General features: G+C 32.0%; 16 protein-coding genes and 1 pseudogene. 11 read left to right on the plus strand and 6 right to left on the minus strand.

The window, feature by feature from the left end:
• Positions 1-15 precede the first annotated feature (15 nt).
• The 4 genes from BUB42_RS02610 (at position 16) to BUB42_RS02625 (ending at position 3,247) form a co-directional block, all read left to right on the plus strand.
• Positions 16-300, plus strand: a complete 285-nt coding sequence (locus BUB42_RS02610) for a TIGR03643 family protein (RefSeq protein WP_262987396.1) — start codon at positions 16-18, stop codon at positions 298-300.
• Positions 301-350: 50 nt separating this feature from the next.
• Positions 351-1,034, plus strand: a complete 684-nt coding sequence (locus BUB42_RS02615) for an SDR family NAD(P)-dependent oxidoreductase (RefSeq protein WP_073016905.1) — start codon at positions 351-353, stop codon at positions 1,032-1,034.
• Between the two features lie 54 nt (positions 1,035-1,088).
• On the plus strand, positions 1,089-1,700 hold the full coding sequence (gene folE / locus BUB42_RS02620; RefSeq protein ID WP_073016906.1) for a GTP cyclohydrolase I FolE: 612 nt from the start codon (positions 1,089-1,091) through the stop codon (positions 1,698-1,700).
• Between the two features lie 128 nt (positions 1,701-1,828).
• Positions 1,829-3,247 (plus strand): SDR family oxidoreductase, encoded by a 1,419-nt coding sequence (locus BUB42_RS02625; protein ID WP_073016908.1) that lies wholly within the window; start codon positions 1,829-1,831, stop codon positions 3,245-3,247.
• Positions 3,248-3,600: 353 nt separating this feature from the next.
• Here BUB42_RS02625 and BUB42_RS02630 read toward each other — a convergent pair whose 3' ends face one another.
• From BUB42_RS02630 to BUB42_RS02655, 6 genes are all read right to left on the minus strand, one after another.
• Positions 3,601-4,896: a cryptochrome/photolyase family protein gene (locus tag BUB42_RS02630; protein ID WP_073016910.1), complete on the minus strand. Its 1,296-nt coding sequence runs from the start codon at positions 4,894-4,896 to the stop codon at positions 3,601-3,603.
• Positions 4,896-5,357: an SRPBCC family protein gene (locus BUB42_RS02635; RefSeq protein WP_073016912.1), complete on the minus strand. Its 462-nt coding sequence runs from the start codon at positions 5,355-5,357 to the stop codon at positions 4,896-4,898. The genes BUB42_RS02630 and BUB42_RS02635 overlap by 1 nt, the downstream gene beginning before the upstream one ends.
• A 298-nt stretch (positions 5,358-5,655) precedes the next feature.
• Positions 5,656-6,096 carry a sterol desaturase family protein gene (locus BUB42_RS02640; protein ID WP_073016914.1) on the minus strand — a complete coding sequence of 147 codons (441 nt, stop codon included), beginning with the start codon at positions 6,094-6,096 and terminating at the stop codon, positions 5,656-5,658.
• A 42-nt stretch (positions 6,097-6,138) separates the two neighbouring features.
• Positions 6,139-6,978 (minus strand): phytoene/squalene synthase family protein, encoded by an 840-nt coding sequence (locus BUB42_RS02645; RefSeq protein WP_073016924.1) that lies wholly within the window; start codon positions 6,976-6,978, stop codon positions 6,139-6,141.
• Position 6,979: 1 nt separating this feature from the next.
• The gene (locus BUB42_RS02650) at positions 6,980-8,449 is read right to left on the minus strand and encodes a phytoene desaturase family protein (protein ID WP_073016926.1); all 1,470 of its coding nucleotides are present in this window, start codon (positions 8,447-8,449) and stop codon (positions 6,980-6,982) included.
• 37 nt (positions 8,450-8,486) lie between these two features.
• Positions 8,487-9,383 (minus strand): MerR family transcriptional regulator, encoded by an 897-nt coding sequence (locus BUB42_RS02655; protein ID WP_073017352.1) that lies wholly within the window; start codon positions 9,381-9,383, stop codon positions 8,487-8,489.
• 481 nt (positions 9,384-9,864) lie between these two features.
• Between BUB42_RS02655 and BUB42_RS16180 the strand changes: the two are divergent.
• The 7 genes and pseudogenes from BUB42_RS16180 to BUB42_RS02685 form a co-directional block, all read left to right on the plus strand.
• Positions 9,865-9,981: pseudogene (locus BUB42_RS16180) on the plus strand (hypothetical protein); the annotation flags it as partial.
• Between the two features lie 61 nt (positions 9,982-10,042).
• Entirely contained in the window at positions 10,043-10,879 is an 837-nt protein-coding gene (locus BUB42_RS02660) for an alpha/beta fold hydrolase (RefSeq protein ID WP_073016928.1), read from the plus strand.
• Between the two features lies 1 nt (position 10,880).
• Positions 10,881-11,375: an RNA polymerase sigma factor gene (locus BUB42_RS02665; RefSeq protein ID WP_073016930.1), complete on the plus strand. Its 495-nt coding sequence runs from the start codon at positions 10,881-10,883 to the stop codon at positions 11,373-11,375.
• Positions 11,362-11,931, plus strand: coding sequence for a hypothetical protein (locus tag BUB42_RS02670; protein WP_073016932.1), 570 nt, complete (start codon positions 11,362-11,364; stop codon positions 11,929-11,931). The genes BUB42_RS02665 and BUB42_RS02670 overlap by 14 nt, the downstream gene beginning before the upstream one ends.
• Before the next feature lie 463 nt (positions 11,932-12,394).
• Positions 12,395-13,264 (plus strand): DUF808 domain-containing protein, encoded by an 870-nt coding sequence (locus tag BUB42_RS02675; RefSeq protein WP_073016934.1) that lies wholly within the window; start codon positions 12,395-12,397, stop codon positions 13,262-13,264.
• 725 nt (positions 13,265-13,989) lie between these two features.
• Complete coding sequence (locus tag BUB42_RS02680) at positions 13,990-14,859, plus strand: DUF808 domain-containing protein (RefSeq protein WP_073016936.1); 870 nt, start codon at positions 13,990-13,992, stop codon at positions 14,857-14,859.
• 197 nt (positions 14,860-15,056) lie between these two features.
• Entirely contained in the window at positions 15,057-18,254 is a 3,198-nt protein-coding gene (locus BUB42_RS02685) for an Eco57I restriction-modification methylase domain-containing protein (protein ID WP_073016938.1), read from the plus strand.
• The last annotated feature ends 1 nt before the right edge of the window (position 18,255 follow it).

Consider the following 18,255-nt stretch of genomic DNA (forward strand, 5'->3'; position numbering starts at 1 on the left):
TAAAATTTTACAATTGTGACTGACAAAAAAGAACTCACAGATTTAGACAAAGACCGGATCATTGAAATGGCTTGGGAAGACAGAACAACATTTGATGCAATTTTACTTCAATTTGGCTTAAAAGAGCAAGAAGTTATTGACTTAATGCGCAACGAAATGAAACCTTCAAGTTTTAGAATGTGGCGACAACGAGTTCAAGGCCGTAAAACCAAACATGAAAAACTAAGAGACTTTAGAGAAGGACGCTTTAAATGCACAATGCAAAGACAAATAAATAATAATAAAATTTCTAAAAGGTAGTTTTTAGAAAAATAAAAAGAATATTTTAACAATCGATTGAATCAATAAATATGAAAAACATAGTAATCATTGGAGGTAGTAAAGGAATTGGTAACGCTATTTTGTTACAACAATTAGAAACTAACTTGGTTTACAACATCAGCAGAAACGCACCAGAAATCACACATCCAAATTTAACGCATTTTTCTATAAACGTTTTAGAAGAGGCATTGCCAGAAATAGAAAATGTTGACACTCTAATATATTGTCCAGGATCTATCAATTTGAAACCGATAAGCAGTTTAAGTATTGATGACTTCAAAAACGATTTTGAGATTAATGTAATTGGTGCAGTAAGAGCTATTCAAAAATATTTACCTGTTTTAAGAAAAGGAACCGATCCTTCGATTGTTCTTTTTAGCACCGTTGCAGCTAAATTAGGAATGCCGTTTCACGCAAGTATTGCTACTGCAAAAGCTGGAGTTGAAGGTTTAGTAAAATCACTGGGTGCTGAACTGGCTTCGGTTATTCGTATAAATGCGATCGCTCCTACTATTACCGAAACAACACTTGCAGCCGGAATATTGAGAAACGATCGAATGAAAGAAAATATGGTGGAACGTCATCCGATGAAAGGATATTTAAAACCTGAAGAAGTTGCGGCAATGGCTAATTTTTTAATTTCTGAAAATGCCAAATCAATTTCGGGACAAGTCTTTGAAATGGATTACGGTATTGTCACCTTTAAAATTTAATAATAATAATAATAATAATAATAATAATTGTATATAATAATTGAAAATAGAATAATGATAAAAGAAATAAAGAGCTACGAAAAGATCGATCAATACGATACTGAAATAACTGAAGTATTAGCTGATAGTTATAGAATTATAATTGAAAATTTGGGAGAGGATGTGACACGCGAAGGCTTAGAAAAAACTCCAGAACGCGTAGCTAAAGCAATGCAATATTTAACCCATGGTTACGGCTTAGATCCTTTAGAAATATTAAAATCAGCAATGTTTACTGAAGATCACCAACAAATGATTGTAGTAAAAGACATTGAAGTTTATTCTATGTGTGAGCACCACATGCTACCTTTTTTTGGAAAAGCACATGTGGCTTACATTCCAAATGGTAAAATTGTAGGATTGAGCAAAATTCCTAGAGTTGTTGATGCGTTTGCAAGAAGAATGCAGGTGCAAGAGCGTTTAACGGATCAAATTAAAAATTGCATTCAAGAAGCATTAAATCCGCTTGGAGTGGCTGTTATTATTGAAGCGCAACACATGTGCATGCAAATGCGTGGTATTCAGAAACAAAATTCGGTTACGACAACCTCTTCATTTACAGGGGCTTTTGAAAAAGACAAAACGAGAAAAGAGTTTATTAGCCTTGTTTCGAATAAATTGAGTTAACTTTATTTTTATAAAAATAGGATAGCGAATTAAAAAAAAACTTGAAGGCGCAAATATTAAAAGAACAATGTCATTTATTCCGGCATAAAATTTTATGATTTTGCGCCTTTTTGTTATAAATATAAAAAATGAAAATTCTCTTAACTGGCGCAACAGGTTACATCGGGAAGCGACTTTTACCTTACTTGGTTGGAGAAGGTCATACTGTAGTGTGCTGTGTAAGAGATAAAAATAGGTTTTACTGCCCTGATGAATTACAAGATCACGTTACTGTGATTGAAGTTGACTTTTTAAAAAAAGAAACACTTAGTTCAATCCCAGTTGATATTGATGCCGTTTATTATTTAATTCATTCAATGTCGGGTTCTGCTACTAATTTTAGCAAGTTGGAGAGTTTATCCGCTGAAAATTTTGTCACAAGAATAAACGAAACTGCTGCGCAACAAGTTATTTACTTAAGTGGAATTGTCAATGACAAATCGTTATCCAAACATTTATCATCTCGAAAAAAAGTAGAGGAAATTTTAAACACGGGTGCTTTTGCGTCAACAACTTTGCGAGCAGGAATAATTGTTGGGTCTGGAAGTGCATCATTTGACATTATTAGAGATTTAGTAAATAAATTACCGGTGATGATTACTCCAAAATGGTTGAATACTAAATGTCAGCCAATAGCAATTCCTGATGTTCTTGATTTTTTATCTAAATCTTTATTAAATCCCGCTACTTACAATCAAAGTTTTGATATAGGCGGACCAGATATTTTAACTTATAAGGAAATGCTTTTAGGATTTGCTGAGGCGAAAAACCTGAAAAGATGGATTTTTACAGTTCCTGTCATGACGCCAAAATTATCATCGTATTGGTTGTATTTTGTCACCTCAACCTCCTATAGACTTGCATCAGCTTTAGTCAGCAGTATGAAAGTAGAAGTGGTTTGCAGCGATACAAGAATTAATGAATTGCTAGATGTTACTCCTATGACATACAAACAAGGACTGTCGCGAGCCCTCATCAAAGTTGACGAAGATAAAGTTGCCTCAAGCTGGAAAGATTCTTTAGTAAGCGGTAGATTTAGCAGCAATTTATCAGAATACCTCAAAGTTCCTAAAAAAGATTGTTTCATCGATCGTCGTAAAATGGAAATTATTGACCGCGATTTTACAATTAACAGAATATGGTCTATAGGTGGTGAAACTGGTTGGTATTACGGAGACTGGCTTTGGAATTTAAGAGGATTTATTGACAAATTATATGGCGGTGTGGGTTCACGAAGAGGAAGAACTAATAGACATGATATACACTCAGGTGACGCTTTAGATTTTTGGCGTGTTTTATATGCTAATAAAGTGGAAGGAAAACTAATCTTGTTTGCAGAAATGAAATTACCTGGTGAAGCTTGGTTAGAATTTAAAATAATAAATGATACATTATATCAATCGGCAACGTTTAGACCAAAAGGAATTTGGGGAAAACTATACTGGTATTCTGTACTTCCGTTTCACGGATTTATTTTCCAAGGAATGTTAGAGAAATTAATAAAATAATTCTCTTAATTAATAAGTCATTTTATTTATTATTGTTTTGGCGCAAAGACCAAATGACACTATTTTTAGATAATTATGCCAAGCAAAACCAACACAAATTTTACAAATTTTCACAGACATTGAACAGTTGATAATTATAAATTTGAAGAAAAAACAGAAGTTACACTGATAATTTATCGGGAATTAAATTAATTTGTCTTTTATTATGCAAAAGCTGTTAACTTGAAAGACTAGCTATAACCTTTAATACCTCATTGCAAAAAATAGTTTTTTTTTATAAAATCATATTGAATCTCTCAAATCGAACACAAAAAAATCTTCGGTAATCTGTTCAATCTATGTTACAATATTTTCTACTTGATAATCCCCGCTTTGTAAGTTGCAATTGCTCTATCCCTCGCCATAGCGTGCTCGACCATTGGTTTTCCATATCCTAAATCAAATTCTTTTATCCATTTCCTAATGTAAATTCCTTTTTCATCAAATTTCTTTTGCTGAATTTCCGGATTAAATACTCTAAAATACGGAGCTGCATCGCAACCGGTTCCAGCTGCCCATTGCCAGTTTCCTACGTTTGAGGACATGTCATAATCCAGTAACTTCTCAGCAAAATAGGCCTCGCCCCACTGCCATTCGATCATTAAATGTTTACACAGAAAGCTAGCAGTTACCATCCGAACTCTATTGTGCATATAACCCGTTTCATTAAGTTGGCGCATTCCTGCATCAACCATGGGATAACCAGTTTTTCCTGCACACCAGCGCTTAAAATCATCTTCGTTATTACGCCATTGGATTCCATCATAGGCAGCCTTGAAATTGTGGTCTTTTACTTTAGGAAAACTATATAAAATTTGCTTAAAAAATTCTCTCCAAATTAACTCACTTAAAAAAACTTCATTTTTATGAAAAGCCCAATTAACTAATTTACGAACACTAACGGTCCCAAAACGCAAGTGCGGCGATAGATAAGAAGTTTTATCCATTGCAGGAAAATCTCTCGTGTCCTGATAATTAGCAATAAATTTAAGGTTGTGAGCTTTGACTTTAATACTACTCTCTTTAAATCCTATTTGTTCTAAAGTGGGGAAATCAAAACTATTTTTATGAAAATTAACAAAGAGCTCAGTTAAATCATACTCTTGAACTGGAGCTATGGATTTATACTTCTCTAACCATTTATTTTTAAAAGGAGTATAAACGGTGTATGGCAATCCATCGGCCTTGGTAACTTCTTTTTCTTCAAAAATTACTTGATCTTTGAAAGTATATAAACCGATACTATTTGACTCTAACAATTTAGATAAAGCATTGTCTCTTGCAGTAGCGTACGGTTCATAATCTTTATTAAAAAAGACTTTTTTAATATCAAATTCTTGTAAAAGTGATTCCCACACTTCTAACGTTTTTCCTTTTCTTACTAAAATTGAACTATGCAAATCAAGTAATTCTAAGTTGATCTTCGAGATATTCTCGTAAATGAAACTTACCCGAGCATCATCATTTGGTAATTTATCTAAAATTTCATCATCAAAAATAAACAATGGAATTACAGGATATTGTGATTGTAAAGCATGAAATAATCCTACATTGTCATCCAGACGCAAATCTCGTCTAAACCAGAAAAAAGAAACCGCTTGCTTGCTCATTATTTCCCATTAAACATTTCATCCACTTTAGTTACTCGATAAGCAAAGATGGATTTTAATTTATTTTTCACGACTAAAGTATTCATGATACGTCCAATAAAACCAAGTGGTAATCCGTAGTGAACTACATCAGTCATTTTTGTTCCAGTTGCTGTAGCTTCGAAAAAATGTTTGTGGTGCCAAAAGCTGTAAGGACCATACCGCTGTTCATCTATAAAATAACTATTTTCTTTTACGCAGGTAATTAATGTCATCCATGATAATGTAATTCCAAAAAGTGGGGTTACTTTATACTGAATAATTTGTCCAGGGTACATTGATTTTTGATCAAAATCAGTGATTTGAAAACCCATTCCTTCTGGCGTAATTTTTTGCAGGTTTCTTGGATTAGAAAAGAAAGCCCAGCATTCTTGAACGGTTGCATTCACATGTTGAACCGTTTCTTGTTTGTATATTTTCATGTTTGTGTTTTAAGGATAAGCTGCTCCTATTTATTTTTTTGTCCAATCGAGCGCAGTCGAGGTAATGAAATATTAATTAAAGGGTTTCGACTGCGCTCAACCTGACAAAAAAACAAACATTACAGTATTGAAATTTATAATTTTTCCTAATCATAAATTTGAGCGCTTTGATATTTCAATTAGCTATCAAATTTATCAGTTTTAAAAAATGTTCTTTTAAGGCTAAATAAAAAAAACGAAACCAGTTATTTTAACCTCGTTGTAATAATCGAAAAATGTAGCATTCTCGATTAAATATCTATATATAATAATATTTGAAAGGAACGAAAAGCATACCAAAACACTCTCCATATTCCTTACCTAAATGTTTATGATGCGCTTTATGTGCTTTTCTTAAACCTATCAAATACTTGTTGTTAGTATGTTTAAACCATTTAAAACGTTGGTGTATTAATACATCGTGAATCAAAAAATAGCATAATCCATAAAACATAATTCCTAAACCGATAAAGAATTTATAATTAAATGTATCTTCTACTCCAAAGTAAAAAAGTGCAATACTTGGAGCGGCAAAAATTATAAAGAAAACGTCATTTCGTTCAAAAATGTTAGCGTATTTAGGTTGGTGATGATCTGCATGAAAATACCACATTGAACCGTGCATTACATATTTGTGAGTTACCCATGTCACACATTCCATAATCAGGAAAGTACTAAGGAAAACCAAAAAAAATATCATTCTAATTTTAAATTTAATAACTGTTTAAAAAAACGCTACTATTTATACTAACTTCAATTTATAAGATACAAATGACTTAGCTAATAATCCAGCTTTAGTGTAGTTCGAAACTCGTATTCTTGCACTTCCTATTTCGTGACAAGGCGTGTTTTCTAACTTTTTGAGTAACTTTTTGTAATAAACAAAAGCGGTATAGACACCAAATTTAGCTTCAATAGGCAGTTTTACAATCCCTTGGAAAGCAATTCTAAAATCCTCTTCTATCTCGTTGATAATACTTGTCTTTGCATTTTCATCAAAAGAATTCAAATCAACTCCTGGGAAATAGTTCCTGTTTAAAACCAAATTATCATCCTTTAAATCACGAAGGAAATTTACCTTTTGAAACGCTGAACCTAAACGCATTGCTTCATCTTTCAACTGATTGTAACGCTCACTATCACCCGCTACAAAAACTTTGAGACACATTAACCCCACAACATCGGCAGAGCCATAAATGTAGGCATCATACTCTTCTTTACTGTGATAATCTGATTTTGTCAAATCTAATTTCATGCTACGCAAAAAAGCCTGTATTAAATCATCAGTGATATTGTACGATTTTACAGTTTGCTGAAAAGAATTTAAGATCGGGTTTAAACTTATTCCTCTGTTATAGGCTTTGTAATATTCCTCTTCAAACTCAGTGATCAGATCTTCTTTATCGAAACCGTGAAAACTATCTACGATTTCATCCGCAAAGCGAACAAATCCGTAAATGCTATAAATTGCATCTCTAATACTTGGCGAAAGCATATATACTGCCATTGAGAAAGAAGTACTGTAACTTGTAGTAACTAGCTTGCTACACTTAAAAGATACATCGTCAAATAATTGCTTCATATTATTGCTCTGAAAATTGCTTATTAATTAATTCCGACACTAATTTTCCAGAAATTAATGCAGGCGGAACGCCTGGACCGGGAACAGTTAATTGTCCTGTAAAATATAAATTATTAACTTTTTTACTCTTTAATTTTGGTCTTAAAAATGCGGTTTGTAACAAAGTATTTGCCATACCATAGGCATTTCCTTTGTACGAATTATATTCAGAAACAAAATCATTTTTGCAAAACGATTCTTTAAATATAATATTGTTTCTTACGCTTTGCTTGGTTAAAGATTCGAAGCGCTCTATTATTTTATCAAAATATTCTTCCCTCAACGCTTCGGTATCACTAATTCCAGGTGCTAAAGGTACAAGAAAAAAAGCAGACTCCATTCCTTCTGGTGCTGCAGTTTCATCAGTTATAGAGGGGAAATTAGCATAAAATAATGGCTCTTTTGGCCATTGTGGTTCATCGTAAATATCTTTAGCATGTTGATAAAAATCGACATCAAAAAATAATGCATGATGTGAAATGTTATCAATTTTTTTATTGAATCCTACATAAAACAACAAAGACGAAGGCGCAAAAACGCGGCTGTCCCAATATTTCTCTGAATAAGCACGATGTTCCTGATCTAACAAAGTTTCGGTATGATGGTAATCAGCGCCACTCAATATTACATCAGAATGAATTGTTTGTCCATTTACAACTATAGCTTTGGCAACTTTATTTTCTACGATTATTTTTTCAATATTTGCATTCGTTTCAAATTTTACGCCTAACTCTGTAGCTAAACTTTCCATAGCACGAACTACATCAAACATACCTGTTTTAGGATGCCACGTTCCCAATCCAAAATCAGCATAGTTCATAAAACTATAAAAGGAAGGCGTATCCGAAGGTTTTGCACCAAGAAACAAAACTGGAAATTCCAGAATTTGAATCAATCTCTTATTTTTGAATTTCTTTCGAACATCTTTACTGATATTACTAAAAAACTGCCCCACTTTCATTGCTGTTTGTGGTGTAATAAGCTCTAGTGCCGATACTCCTGGACGATAAACTAAGTCTTTTATCGCAATATCATAATTGCTTTTGGCCTCAGCCATAAAATTTTTAAGTAAGATACCACTACCCTTTTCAATATTTTCAAAAGTCCCTATGATTTCCTCTAAATTATCAGCAATTGTTATAAAATCATCAATGCCATAATAAACTCTATAGGCCGGAGATAACTTTATTAGTTCGTAATAATCCGTTGTTTCTTTTCCAAAATCAGCAAAAAAACGTTCAAATACGTCTGGCATCCAGTACCAACTTGGTCCCATATCAAAGGTAAATCCTTCCTTTTTCATTTGTCTGGCTCGTCCGCCAATACTTGCATTTTTCTCGTAAACGGTAACTTCATGTCCGCTTTTAGCTAGGTAGCAAGAAGCTGCCATGGCTGAAAATCCTGAGCCTATAATTGTAATTTTATTCTTCATCTTTTTAGCAAATGTGCTTTAACGATTAAACTAAATTTTAAATTCGATCTACTAATTCAGCAATGGAATTAAAGGTTGAAATTCTCTCGGGTAGTTTTTCTTGATTTATAAATTCAACTAATCGACCTATGTACCATAATTCTGTACTTTCGTCAAGTAACTCCTCTGTCATTTTCTGAATATACTCATTTAAAAAATCTCGCTCTGGTTGCACCGTAAGGTAAGAAACATAAACTATAGAATCAAAATGCTTTTTTAGCTCTTTCAAATTATCAATGGGCATGCTTTCTCCCAAGTAAACAGATTTATAACCTTGTAATAAAATTTCATAATTGAGATACATCAAACCTAATTCATGGATTTCATTCATGGGTAGTGAAAGTACAAAAACTTTATCCGTTTTAGTAGGTTGTAAAATTTGGACTTTCTCCGTATTTATTAAAACTTTTTGTTTAATCAGATATGTTATGAAATGTTCATGGGCAGGTGTTATGGTATCTGACTGCCACAATAGCCCCAATTCATTCATCAATGGTATAAAAACTTGATGAAAAATTTCTTTAAATGATTTTTCTGCTATTAACCAATTATAAGTTTTAAAAAATAATTGATGATCAAAATTCATCATAGCCATTTTCAATTCACTTATAGCATGACTTTTAGCCGTTTTGTTCGAAATTATTTCACGTACTAGTGACGGTATTTTATCTTGTGGATAAGTTGCTATTTTAGAAATTTTATACCCGTAATCGTGCAACAACGTTATGTTTAATAGCTTTTGTAAACTAGCCAGATCATATAAACGAATATTAGTGTCGGTGCGCATCGGCTGCAAAATGTCATATCTTTTTTCCCAGATCCTTATGGTATGTGCTTTTATACCTGAAAGGTTTTCTAAGTCCTTGATACTAAAGACATTTTTTATATTGTTCATCATTTTTTCGAATTTATTAAACAAAAGTAAAATAATTTTTTTACATATCCCATTAAATAGACTTTAAACTTTAAAAAAAGGTCAATTGTTTTTATAAAAACGTTAAACAAAATTATTGTTGGAGATTTACTCTTTTGACAAGAGATAAATATTTTTTGACCCTGAATATATTGGATTATTCCTAAATGTAAAAAACCTTAAATAACTGATCAGCCGTATCTTTTTTATGGAAAATTTAAATATTGTTTGTGCTAATTTAAGTTTACAAGTAAAAATCTCCTCATTACTATTTTTAATTTTGGTTCGGTAAAATAAATGGTACAAAAATCTTTTTTTATTTCATTAGTTGTCTGAAAAATAGGCTGTTAAATGAGAATGACTTTGATTTGGTCGCAAACACCAATGAAGATATGCGAATTCCTCCTGATCGATCGGTACCAATAAAAAAACAAATATTATCTGCATATAAAATGTCAATCACGGTTTTCACAACAATATAACTATCAGATATGATGAAGCTGCCACAAATTTATCTTGGACTCGAACTATAGATTTTTTTAAAAAAGAGCTAAAAAAAATTATTTTAAAAAAAAAATAAAAAAAAGTGGTAACAATTTTCATAGTTCTGAATCAAAAGAGAAATCTTAAAAATCATAATCATGAAAACATCAATTTTTATTTTAGTATTTGTTGGAATTCTTTTCACAACAAAATCATTTTCACAACAGTCGTTTGAAGTAGTTGTGAAAGGAGAAGGAGCTCCCGTTTTATTATTCCCTGGTTTTGGCTGTACCGGCCAAGTCTGGGATGAAACCGTGACAGAAATATCAAAAAGCAAAAAATGTTATATCTTTACTTTTGCTGGATTTGGTAAGGTAAAAGCAATTGAAAAACCTTGGTTTGCAACTATTAAAAACGATTTGGAAGATTATATTTCAAAAAATAATCTACAAAAATCGACTTTATTAGGACACAGCATTGGCGGAACATTAAGTTTATGGCTTGCATCAAGTAACCCAGACTGGTTTGACAAAATTATTTTAGTGGACGCTCTTCCCGCTTCGGCTGCGTTGATGATTCCTAATTATGATGGAACCGTAATTCCGTATGATAATCCTCAAAGTAAAAGTATGCTAACTATGACTACTGTTGAATTTGAAAAAAGTAACGATCAATCAGTGGGATATATGTGCAATAATAAGGAGAAGCAAAAACTTATCGCTACAATGATGAATCAATCAGACAGAAAAACTTTTGTTTACGGATATATTGACATGTTAAATCTAGATTTACGATCTGAACTTACAAAGATCAAAGTTCCTGTAACAATCTTAGCAGCGTCATTTCCCAATAAAGATATTGTTTCAAAAACATATCAAGCTCAATATAAAAATCTACCGCAAGTTAATGTGTTATACGCCGAAAACGCTGCCCATTTTGTAATGTATGACCAACCCGAATGGTTCATCAATCAATTAAATACAATCTTAAAATAACTTGGAACGAGATATTTTTTTTGATTCGCTATATAAATCGTACTTCCCAAAAGTGTATAGGCTTTGTAAAGGATACTTTAATGGTGATCATGATGTAGCTTCTGATGCGACACAAGAAATTTTCATCAAAGTTTGGGAGAACTTGCCCAAATTTAGAAATGAGTCCAATATTAGTACATGGATATTCAGGATTTCTTCCAATACTTGTTTACTGTATTTAAGAAAACAATCCTATAAAAAGGAAGTGCACTCTAATCAATTTGTTGAAAGGACAAATGAAGACTACGCGCAGGAGACCGACGAACAATTGTTACAGGTTTACGACTGTATTCAAAAACTAGAACCAACTAGCAAATTGATCATAATGATGGTTTTAGAGAGTGTACCTTACGATAAAATTGCCGAAATTATCGGTATTTCCGATAAAACGTTGCGGGTGCGAATCCATAGAATAAAAACAAAACTAACAAAATGTGTACAAAATGGAAAAATTTAACGACATCCAGTCTTTATGGACTAAGCAAGTTGATGCCTCACCCCCAAACGACAGTAATACATTGATAAAAGTCGCAAATCAAAAAATTAAGATTATAAAACGAAATCATGTCGGGACAATTGTGATACTTTCAGCAACGATTGCCGTTTTAGTCTACTATTATTTATGGCTATTTAATGCGGCTATTTCTAATAAAATCATAGGATTGCAGCTAATGATTTTTGTGTTAGTGGCAAGGGTAATCCTTGAGATCATAAGTATCATCCAATTCTATAAGATCGATTTTACAGCTGATTTCAAAAATTACACGAAACAATTAATGTCATTTTATAAATTAAGAAAAGCAATTCATTTCATACTAACTCCCATAATTTACATTGGTTACATTGTAGGTTTTACATCGATGTTGCCGTTGTTTAAAGAAAATTTTTCAACAGGCTTTTACATTTATATACTCGTAAGCGGTTTTGGATTCCTTATTTTGTTTAGCTACTTCTTGCTAAAAGTCATTAAAAAAGACATGAAAAATTTAGACGTTTTAAAACAGCTTGATTGAATCTGAGTAAAGAGAAAAGTTTTTTGATTACTATTACAACTTACGAACAACTATAAAAAGGAAATGTGAGTTTACAAATCTAAAGCAATAGCGTCTTTAATGATATTGCTTTAGGTTTGACAGTTTATATTTAACATGATCTCTATTTTTAGTAAAATGACCAAATACTAAGGTACTGTGCATTTTTTCTACCTAAATCCCACGGTTGAAACCGTGGATTATAATTGAAAGTTTTACTGAGCAATAAATTACTGTTTAGTGATCGAGCAATAGTATTAAGCAACTACTTTGTCATACTCAGTAAACATAGATTTTTATATAGAAGTTATTATTAATAATTTATGATTTGCGAAAAAAATGTGGAAAATAAATTCCGAATCACAATAAATTCAAATTCTAATCAAAAAATATTTATGTTATATTTGATATTTGCAAGAATAAAAACTTTTAGAAATTAAAATGTATGGCTTCGGGAATTTTTGCATTACTAGATGATATTGCAGCGTTAATGGACGATGTTGTATTAATGAGTAAAATTGCTACCAAAAAAACGGCAGCCATTTTAGGTGATGATCTTGCGGTAAATGCGGAAAAAGCATCAGGATTTGTCTCCTCACGAGAAATTCCAGTATTATGGGCAATTATGAAAGGCTCTTTTCTAAACAAGTTAATCATATTGCCATTTGCTTTCTTGCTGAGTTATTTTATACCGTGGCTCATTACCGTTGTTTTGATATTAGGAGCTGTATATCTCGCCTATGAAGCGGCCGAAAAAATTTACGAATACTTTGTACCACATAAACACGAAGCCATTAAAACAGAAGCTGATGCCTTAACGCCAGAACAAGTTTTAGCAAGGGAAAAGGAAAAAATTAAAGCAGCCGTAGTTACTGATTTTATTCTCTCTATAGAAATTGTGATTATTGCGCTTGGAAGTGTTATCGGAAAACCTATTTCAACCCAAATTATCGCTGTTTCTTTTGTAGCTGTTGTGGCAACAATTGGAGTTTACGGAATTGTCGCTGCCATAGTGCGAATGGACGATTTTGGAATGTTATTAGTTGCCAGAAAATCTAAAACATCAAAATTTATAGGTAAACAATTAATACAATTACTTCCTAAAGTCATTAAAACATTAGCTTTTGTGGGTACTATTGCTTTAATACTTGTCGCTGGCGGTATTTTTATGCACAATATCAAACCATTACATTACGTATTAGAAAGCTTACCACTGCTTGTAGGCGAATTCATTGCTGGAATAATTGGCGCAGTAATATCCTTTGTGGCTGTAAAAGGAATTATGGTTTTATGGAGGAAGATAAAAGGAAAATAGTCAGAGCTCAAAATCTCATAATCTAACTTTCGAAGACTACAGATTTCCTTTAACCGTTTTCGCCACGACAACCGAGCTTTACGTTTCACTCTTTTGATTTTTTTTCACAACACAAATACATTTCCACTGCTAATGCAGTTCATCAAATTCGTATGCAAAACAGAAAGTAATGAGATAATATCACGTAAAATTGCGGTAAGTGTGAAAATTTTCCTTTTGATCGATAATCAAAAAAGAGAATTGAGAAGACTCAAATTTATAATTAGCATTATATTCTAAATTTAATTAATAATCGTTATTATTCGATTGTGATATTGTTGCCGAAACCTCGAGAGATTATCCATGATTCTAAAATATCTCAATTTACTTGCAATTGCGCGAAATTTTCTGCCATTTCGATTGGGTAGATCGCGGATAATCTAAGCTTTTTAGTTGAACACAATTTTTTTGAGAAAAAAATTACCTTTCAATTAACCGTAAATTTCCAATCTTGTTGCCTACTGTTATTTGCTGAACTTTTGTACGATTGAGATGACTATAAAAGGAATACAGGTTGCCGCAGTGCAAACTTTAGTTATTACTAAAAAAGGTACTATTGATCATTTAAATTTAAGAAAAAAGAGTACTAAATAAATTACGAATTACAATAAAATCGGAGTCTGATCAGAGGAATTTTTTAGCTATATTTGGATTTTAAAAAAGTAAAAATATTAGAATTAAAATATATGGCATCAGGATTTTTTGCATTGTTGGATGATATCGCAGTACTCATGGATGACGTTGTGGTAATGAGTAAGATTGCTACAAAAAAAACTGCGGGAATATTAGGAGATGACTTAGCTGTAAATGCCGAAAAAGCATCAGGTTTTGTTTCCTCAAGAGAAATTCCGGTTTTGTGGGCCATTACCAAAGGCTCTTTTATAAACAAAATAATTATTTTACCCCTCGCCTTTTTATTAAGCTATTATGCACCAACGGTTGTCACAGTAATATTAGTCTTGGGTGCTGTTTATCTAGCCTATGAAGCGGCCGAAAAAATATACGAATATATTGTGCCTCACAAGCACACCGTAATCTCAACGGACGAAGTTACCTTATCTCCTGAGGAAATTGTTGCGATAGAGAAAGCTAAAATAAAATCGGCTGTTGTAACTGACTTTATATTATCAGTTGAAATTGTAATTATAGCGTTAGGTAGTGTTTTAGGAAAACCCATTTCTACGCAAATTATTGTAGTTAGTTTTATCGCCTTGCTAGCTACAGTGGGAGTTTACGGCATTGTAGCTGCTATTGTACGCATGGACGACTTAGGTCTTATCTTGACTGCAAAGAAAAGTGCCACCTCAAAATTTATTGGTAATTTACTAATACGAGCGCTTCCATTAATTATAAAAGGACTTGCATTTGTGGGAACGATCGCGCTTGTTCTAGTAGCCGGCGGGATATTTGTGCATGAGATAGAACAAATTCATCATTTAGTTGAAGGTTTACCGTCTATAGTTGGCGAATTCATAGCCGGACTCGTGGGCGGAATCATCGCCTTTTTAATTGTAAAAGGTTTTATGATGATTTGGGCGAAGGTAAAAGGGAAGTAAAAATGATTTAAATTATATGAAAAGTGGAAATGCTAGGTTTCCACTTTTTTTGTGTTTTATGCGAAAGAAATACAGTATTTTTTCACAGTATTTCAGATATGTTCTAAGGTTTTCCGCATTTTTCTTTCGTTTCCTTTTTCCTATATTTACAACTTTGCAATTTTTAATTTAATAATTAGCGCACAAAACTTACTTTAATGGATAACCTTATTGAAAATTTCTCTATAAAATCAGTTACTGATTTTTTTAAAAATAAAATTTCTGCCTTCTCTCCAAATAGCGAGAACCTAGACTACATATTGAAAGATGCCGATTTTGTTAATTTCTCAAACCTACAAAAAACAGGAGAAGTTGAATTCAATAACTCTGACGAACTAATTGTTTTTACTTGTAAATTTCAAGGAGTATTATCAGAACGTTCTTCAAAGAAAAAACAGTTCGAAATTGCCAAAAAAGTCCTGAAAGAAGATTTTAAAGATGGTGCTATTTTTATTTTCTATGATGATAATGATTGCTTCCGATTTTCTTTCATTCGTAAAAATTATGGTAATAAGGACCAAAAATTCTCCAACTGGAAACGTTACACCTACTTTGTTGATCCAGCAAGAACCAACAAAACGTTCAAGAACAGAATTAACGGCTGCAATTTTAGTTCGTTAGAAGATATTCAAGAAGCATTTAGTGTTGAAAAATTAAACAAGAAATTCTACGAAGAAATTGCCACTGCTTTTTATGGTCTTATCGGTGGTAAAGTGAGCATCAACAAAAAAGAAGTTTCATTTGATGCCAAGTTGCAGCTACCATCAACACCTGTTGAGAATAGAAAAGTATATCAAGAATTTGCAGTTAGATTAATTGGTAGAACAATTTTCTGTTGGTTTCTAAAAAATAAGAAGTCTGATAGCGGCATCCCATTAATTCCCGAAGAATGGCTTTCGTCAAATATGGTAATAAGCGTTAACAACGACCAACACAATTACTACCATTCCATTCTTGAAAAGCTGTTTTTTTTAGTGCTAAACAAAAAGCACGAAGACAGAAAACCCTATGTTTTGCCTAACAATCACGAGTTTGTTCCGTTCCTAAACGGTGGCCTTTTTGAAGCACAAGACGATGACTTTTTTCCAAAAGACAGCAAAGGCATACATAGTCAAAATTTTGCATTAAACATTCCCAATCAATGGTTTCAGGATTTTTTCGAAACATTAGAACAATATAATTTTACTATTGATGAAAACAGCATCAATGATTTTGAAGTAAGTATTGACCCGGAAATGCTAGGTACAATATTCGAAAATCTATTGGCAGAGATTGACCCTGATACTGAAAAAAGTGCCCGTAAATCAACAGGTAGTTTCTATACACCGCGTGAAATTGTTGATTATATGGTCGAACAATCACTATTGCAATACATTAAGACCAAAACAAATATCGAGGATGAAGAACAGTTAGAAGTATTGCTAAAAGACGATACCGAAAACCCATTCAACGAGAAACAAACCATTGCCATATTAGAAGCGTTAAGCGAAGTCAAAATTTTAGATCCAGCTTGTGGTTCGGGTGCGTTCCCAATGGGCGTATTGCATAAAATTATTGCACTACTTAAAAAACTAGATAAAGGTGCCGTGTGGTGGAAAGCAAAACAATTAGAAAAAATTGATAATGCTTTGGTTAAAAAAACAATGGAAGCTAAACTTGACAATGCCAATAGCGATTATATCCGTAAACTAGGCGTTATACAACACTCAATTTATGGTGTGGATATTCAGCCTATTGCTGCCGAAATCTCTAAATTAAGAAGTTTTCTTTCGTTGATTATTGATGAAAATATTGATGACAACCATCCGGATGGTAACAGAGGAATTGTACCATTGCCTAATTTAGAATTTAAATTTGTCACAGCAAATACTTTAAATGGTTTGTCAGCCGAAAAACAACAAACTACTTTTGACTTTGGTGAAAATGAAGAAATATTAGTTGAATTACAGAAAATAAGAAATTCGTATTTACAAGCTAGCCCTGAAGAAAAATCGGCTTTAAAGAAGAATTTTAAAACAGTTCAAAACAAAATTAACAAGACGAACAACACTAATAATTTATCAGCTCGTGAAAGTCAATTATATCATTGGGAACCATTTAGTAATGACAGTTCCGCTTGGTTTGACCCTGACTGGATGTTTGGAGTTAAAAACTTCGATTTAGTTATTGGTAATCCACCATATTCAATAATTTTTGACAAAGTGATAAAAAAGAATTACGATAATAATTTTGTAGTTTTTAAAAGGAATAATGACATTTATACAGCATTTTATGAGAGAGGTGTTAAAATGTTAAATAAATCTGGTTTGATTAGCTATATAACTCCTAATACATTTTTAAATGGGGATTACTATAAAGAATTAAGAAAATTTCTTTCACATTCAACTAAAATTATTGAAATTTTTGATTTTAAACAATCAAAGGTTTTTCAAGACCCAACAGTTTATGTGTGTATTTTTATTTCTCAAAAATCAGCTGAAATTAAAAATTATGATACTAATTTAAAGATTATTAATTCAGATATAAATGACTATCAATTAATTAATTTAAAAATTGAAAGAAATAGCGATAAAAAATTTAAACCTTCTAATTTAATTATAGACAAAATATTTAATAATAAAAATGTTTCATTATTAGATAATGAATTTTATGTTAAGGATGTTGGGTTTAATTATTGGAGCATTGGCAAAGGAAAGAAAAGAGATGGTAATTCAATTGGAGATAGAATTTTATACTCTGGCGAAAAACAATTTGACATAGACAAATCTTACATTAAGGGTAGAGACATTGACAAGTATCATTTATCTGAACCTAGTAATTTTTTAAAACATAATTTTCAAGATTTTTTAGTAGATAAGGTTGATGTGTTTAGGTACAGCGAGGATTTTTTATTAAAAACTCCAAAATTAATCTACAGGCAAACATCAAATAGAATAATTGCAACAATTGACTACAAACAAAATTTAGTTGATAAGACAATTCATATAATTGTACCAAAAACAAACAAACCTATCTTTGACTTGATTTGTTTATGTGGTTTAATAAATTCTAAATTATACGATTATTTATATAAATATATTTCTCAAGAAACTGATGGTAGAGCATTTGCTCAAGTTAAAACAATATACCTGAAACAATTTCCAGTTCTTTTGATTAAAAAAGATTTAGAGGATGAAATAGTATCGATGATCAATATTATTCTTGATAAGAAAAATCAAAACGGCGACACTAGTGATTTAGAAGATAAAATAGATCTAATGGTTTACAAACTCTACGAGCTTACTTATGATGAGGTTTTGATAGTTGAGCCTGCATTTGGGTTGAGTGAGCAGGTGTATAATACCTATAAAATTTAGT

Origin of the sequence: Flavobacterium micromati (assembly GCF_900129585.1) — a bacterium.
GTDB classification, from domain to species: domain Bacteria; phylum Bacteroidota; class Bacteroidia; order Flavobacteriales; family Flavobacteriaceae; genus Flavobacterium; species Flavobacterium micromati.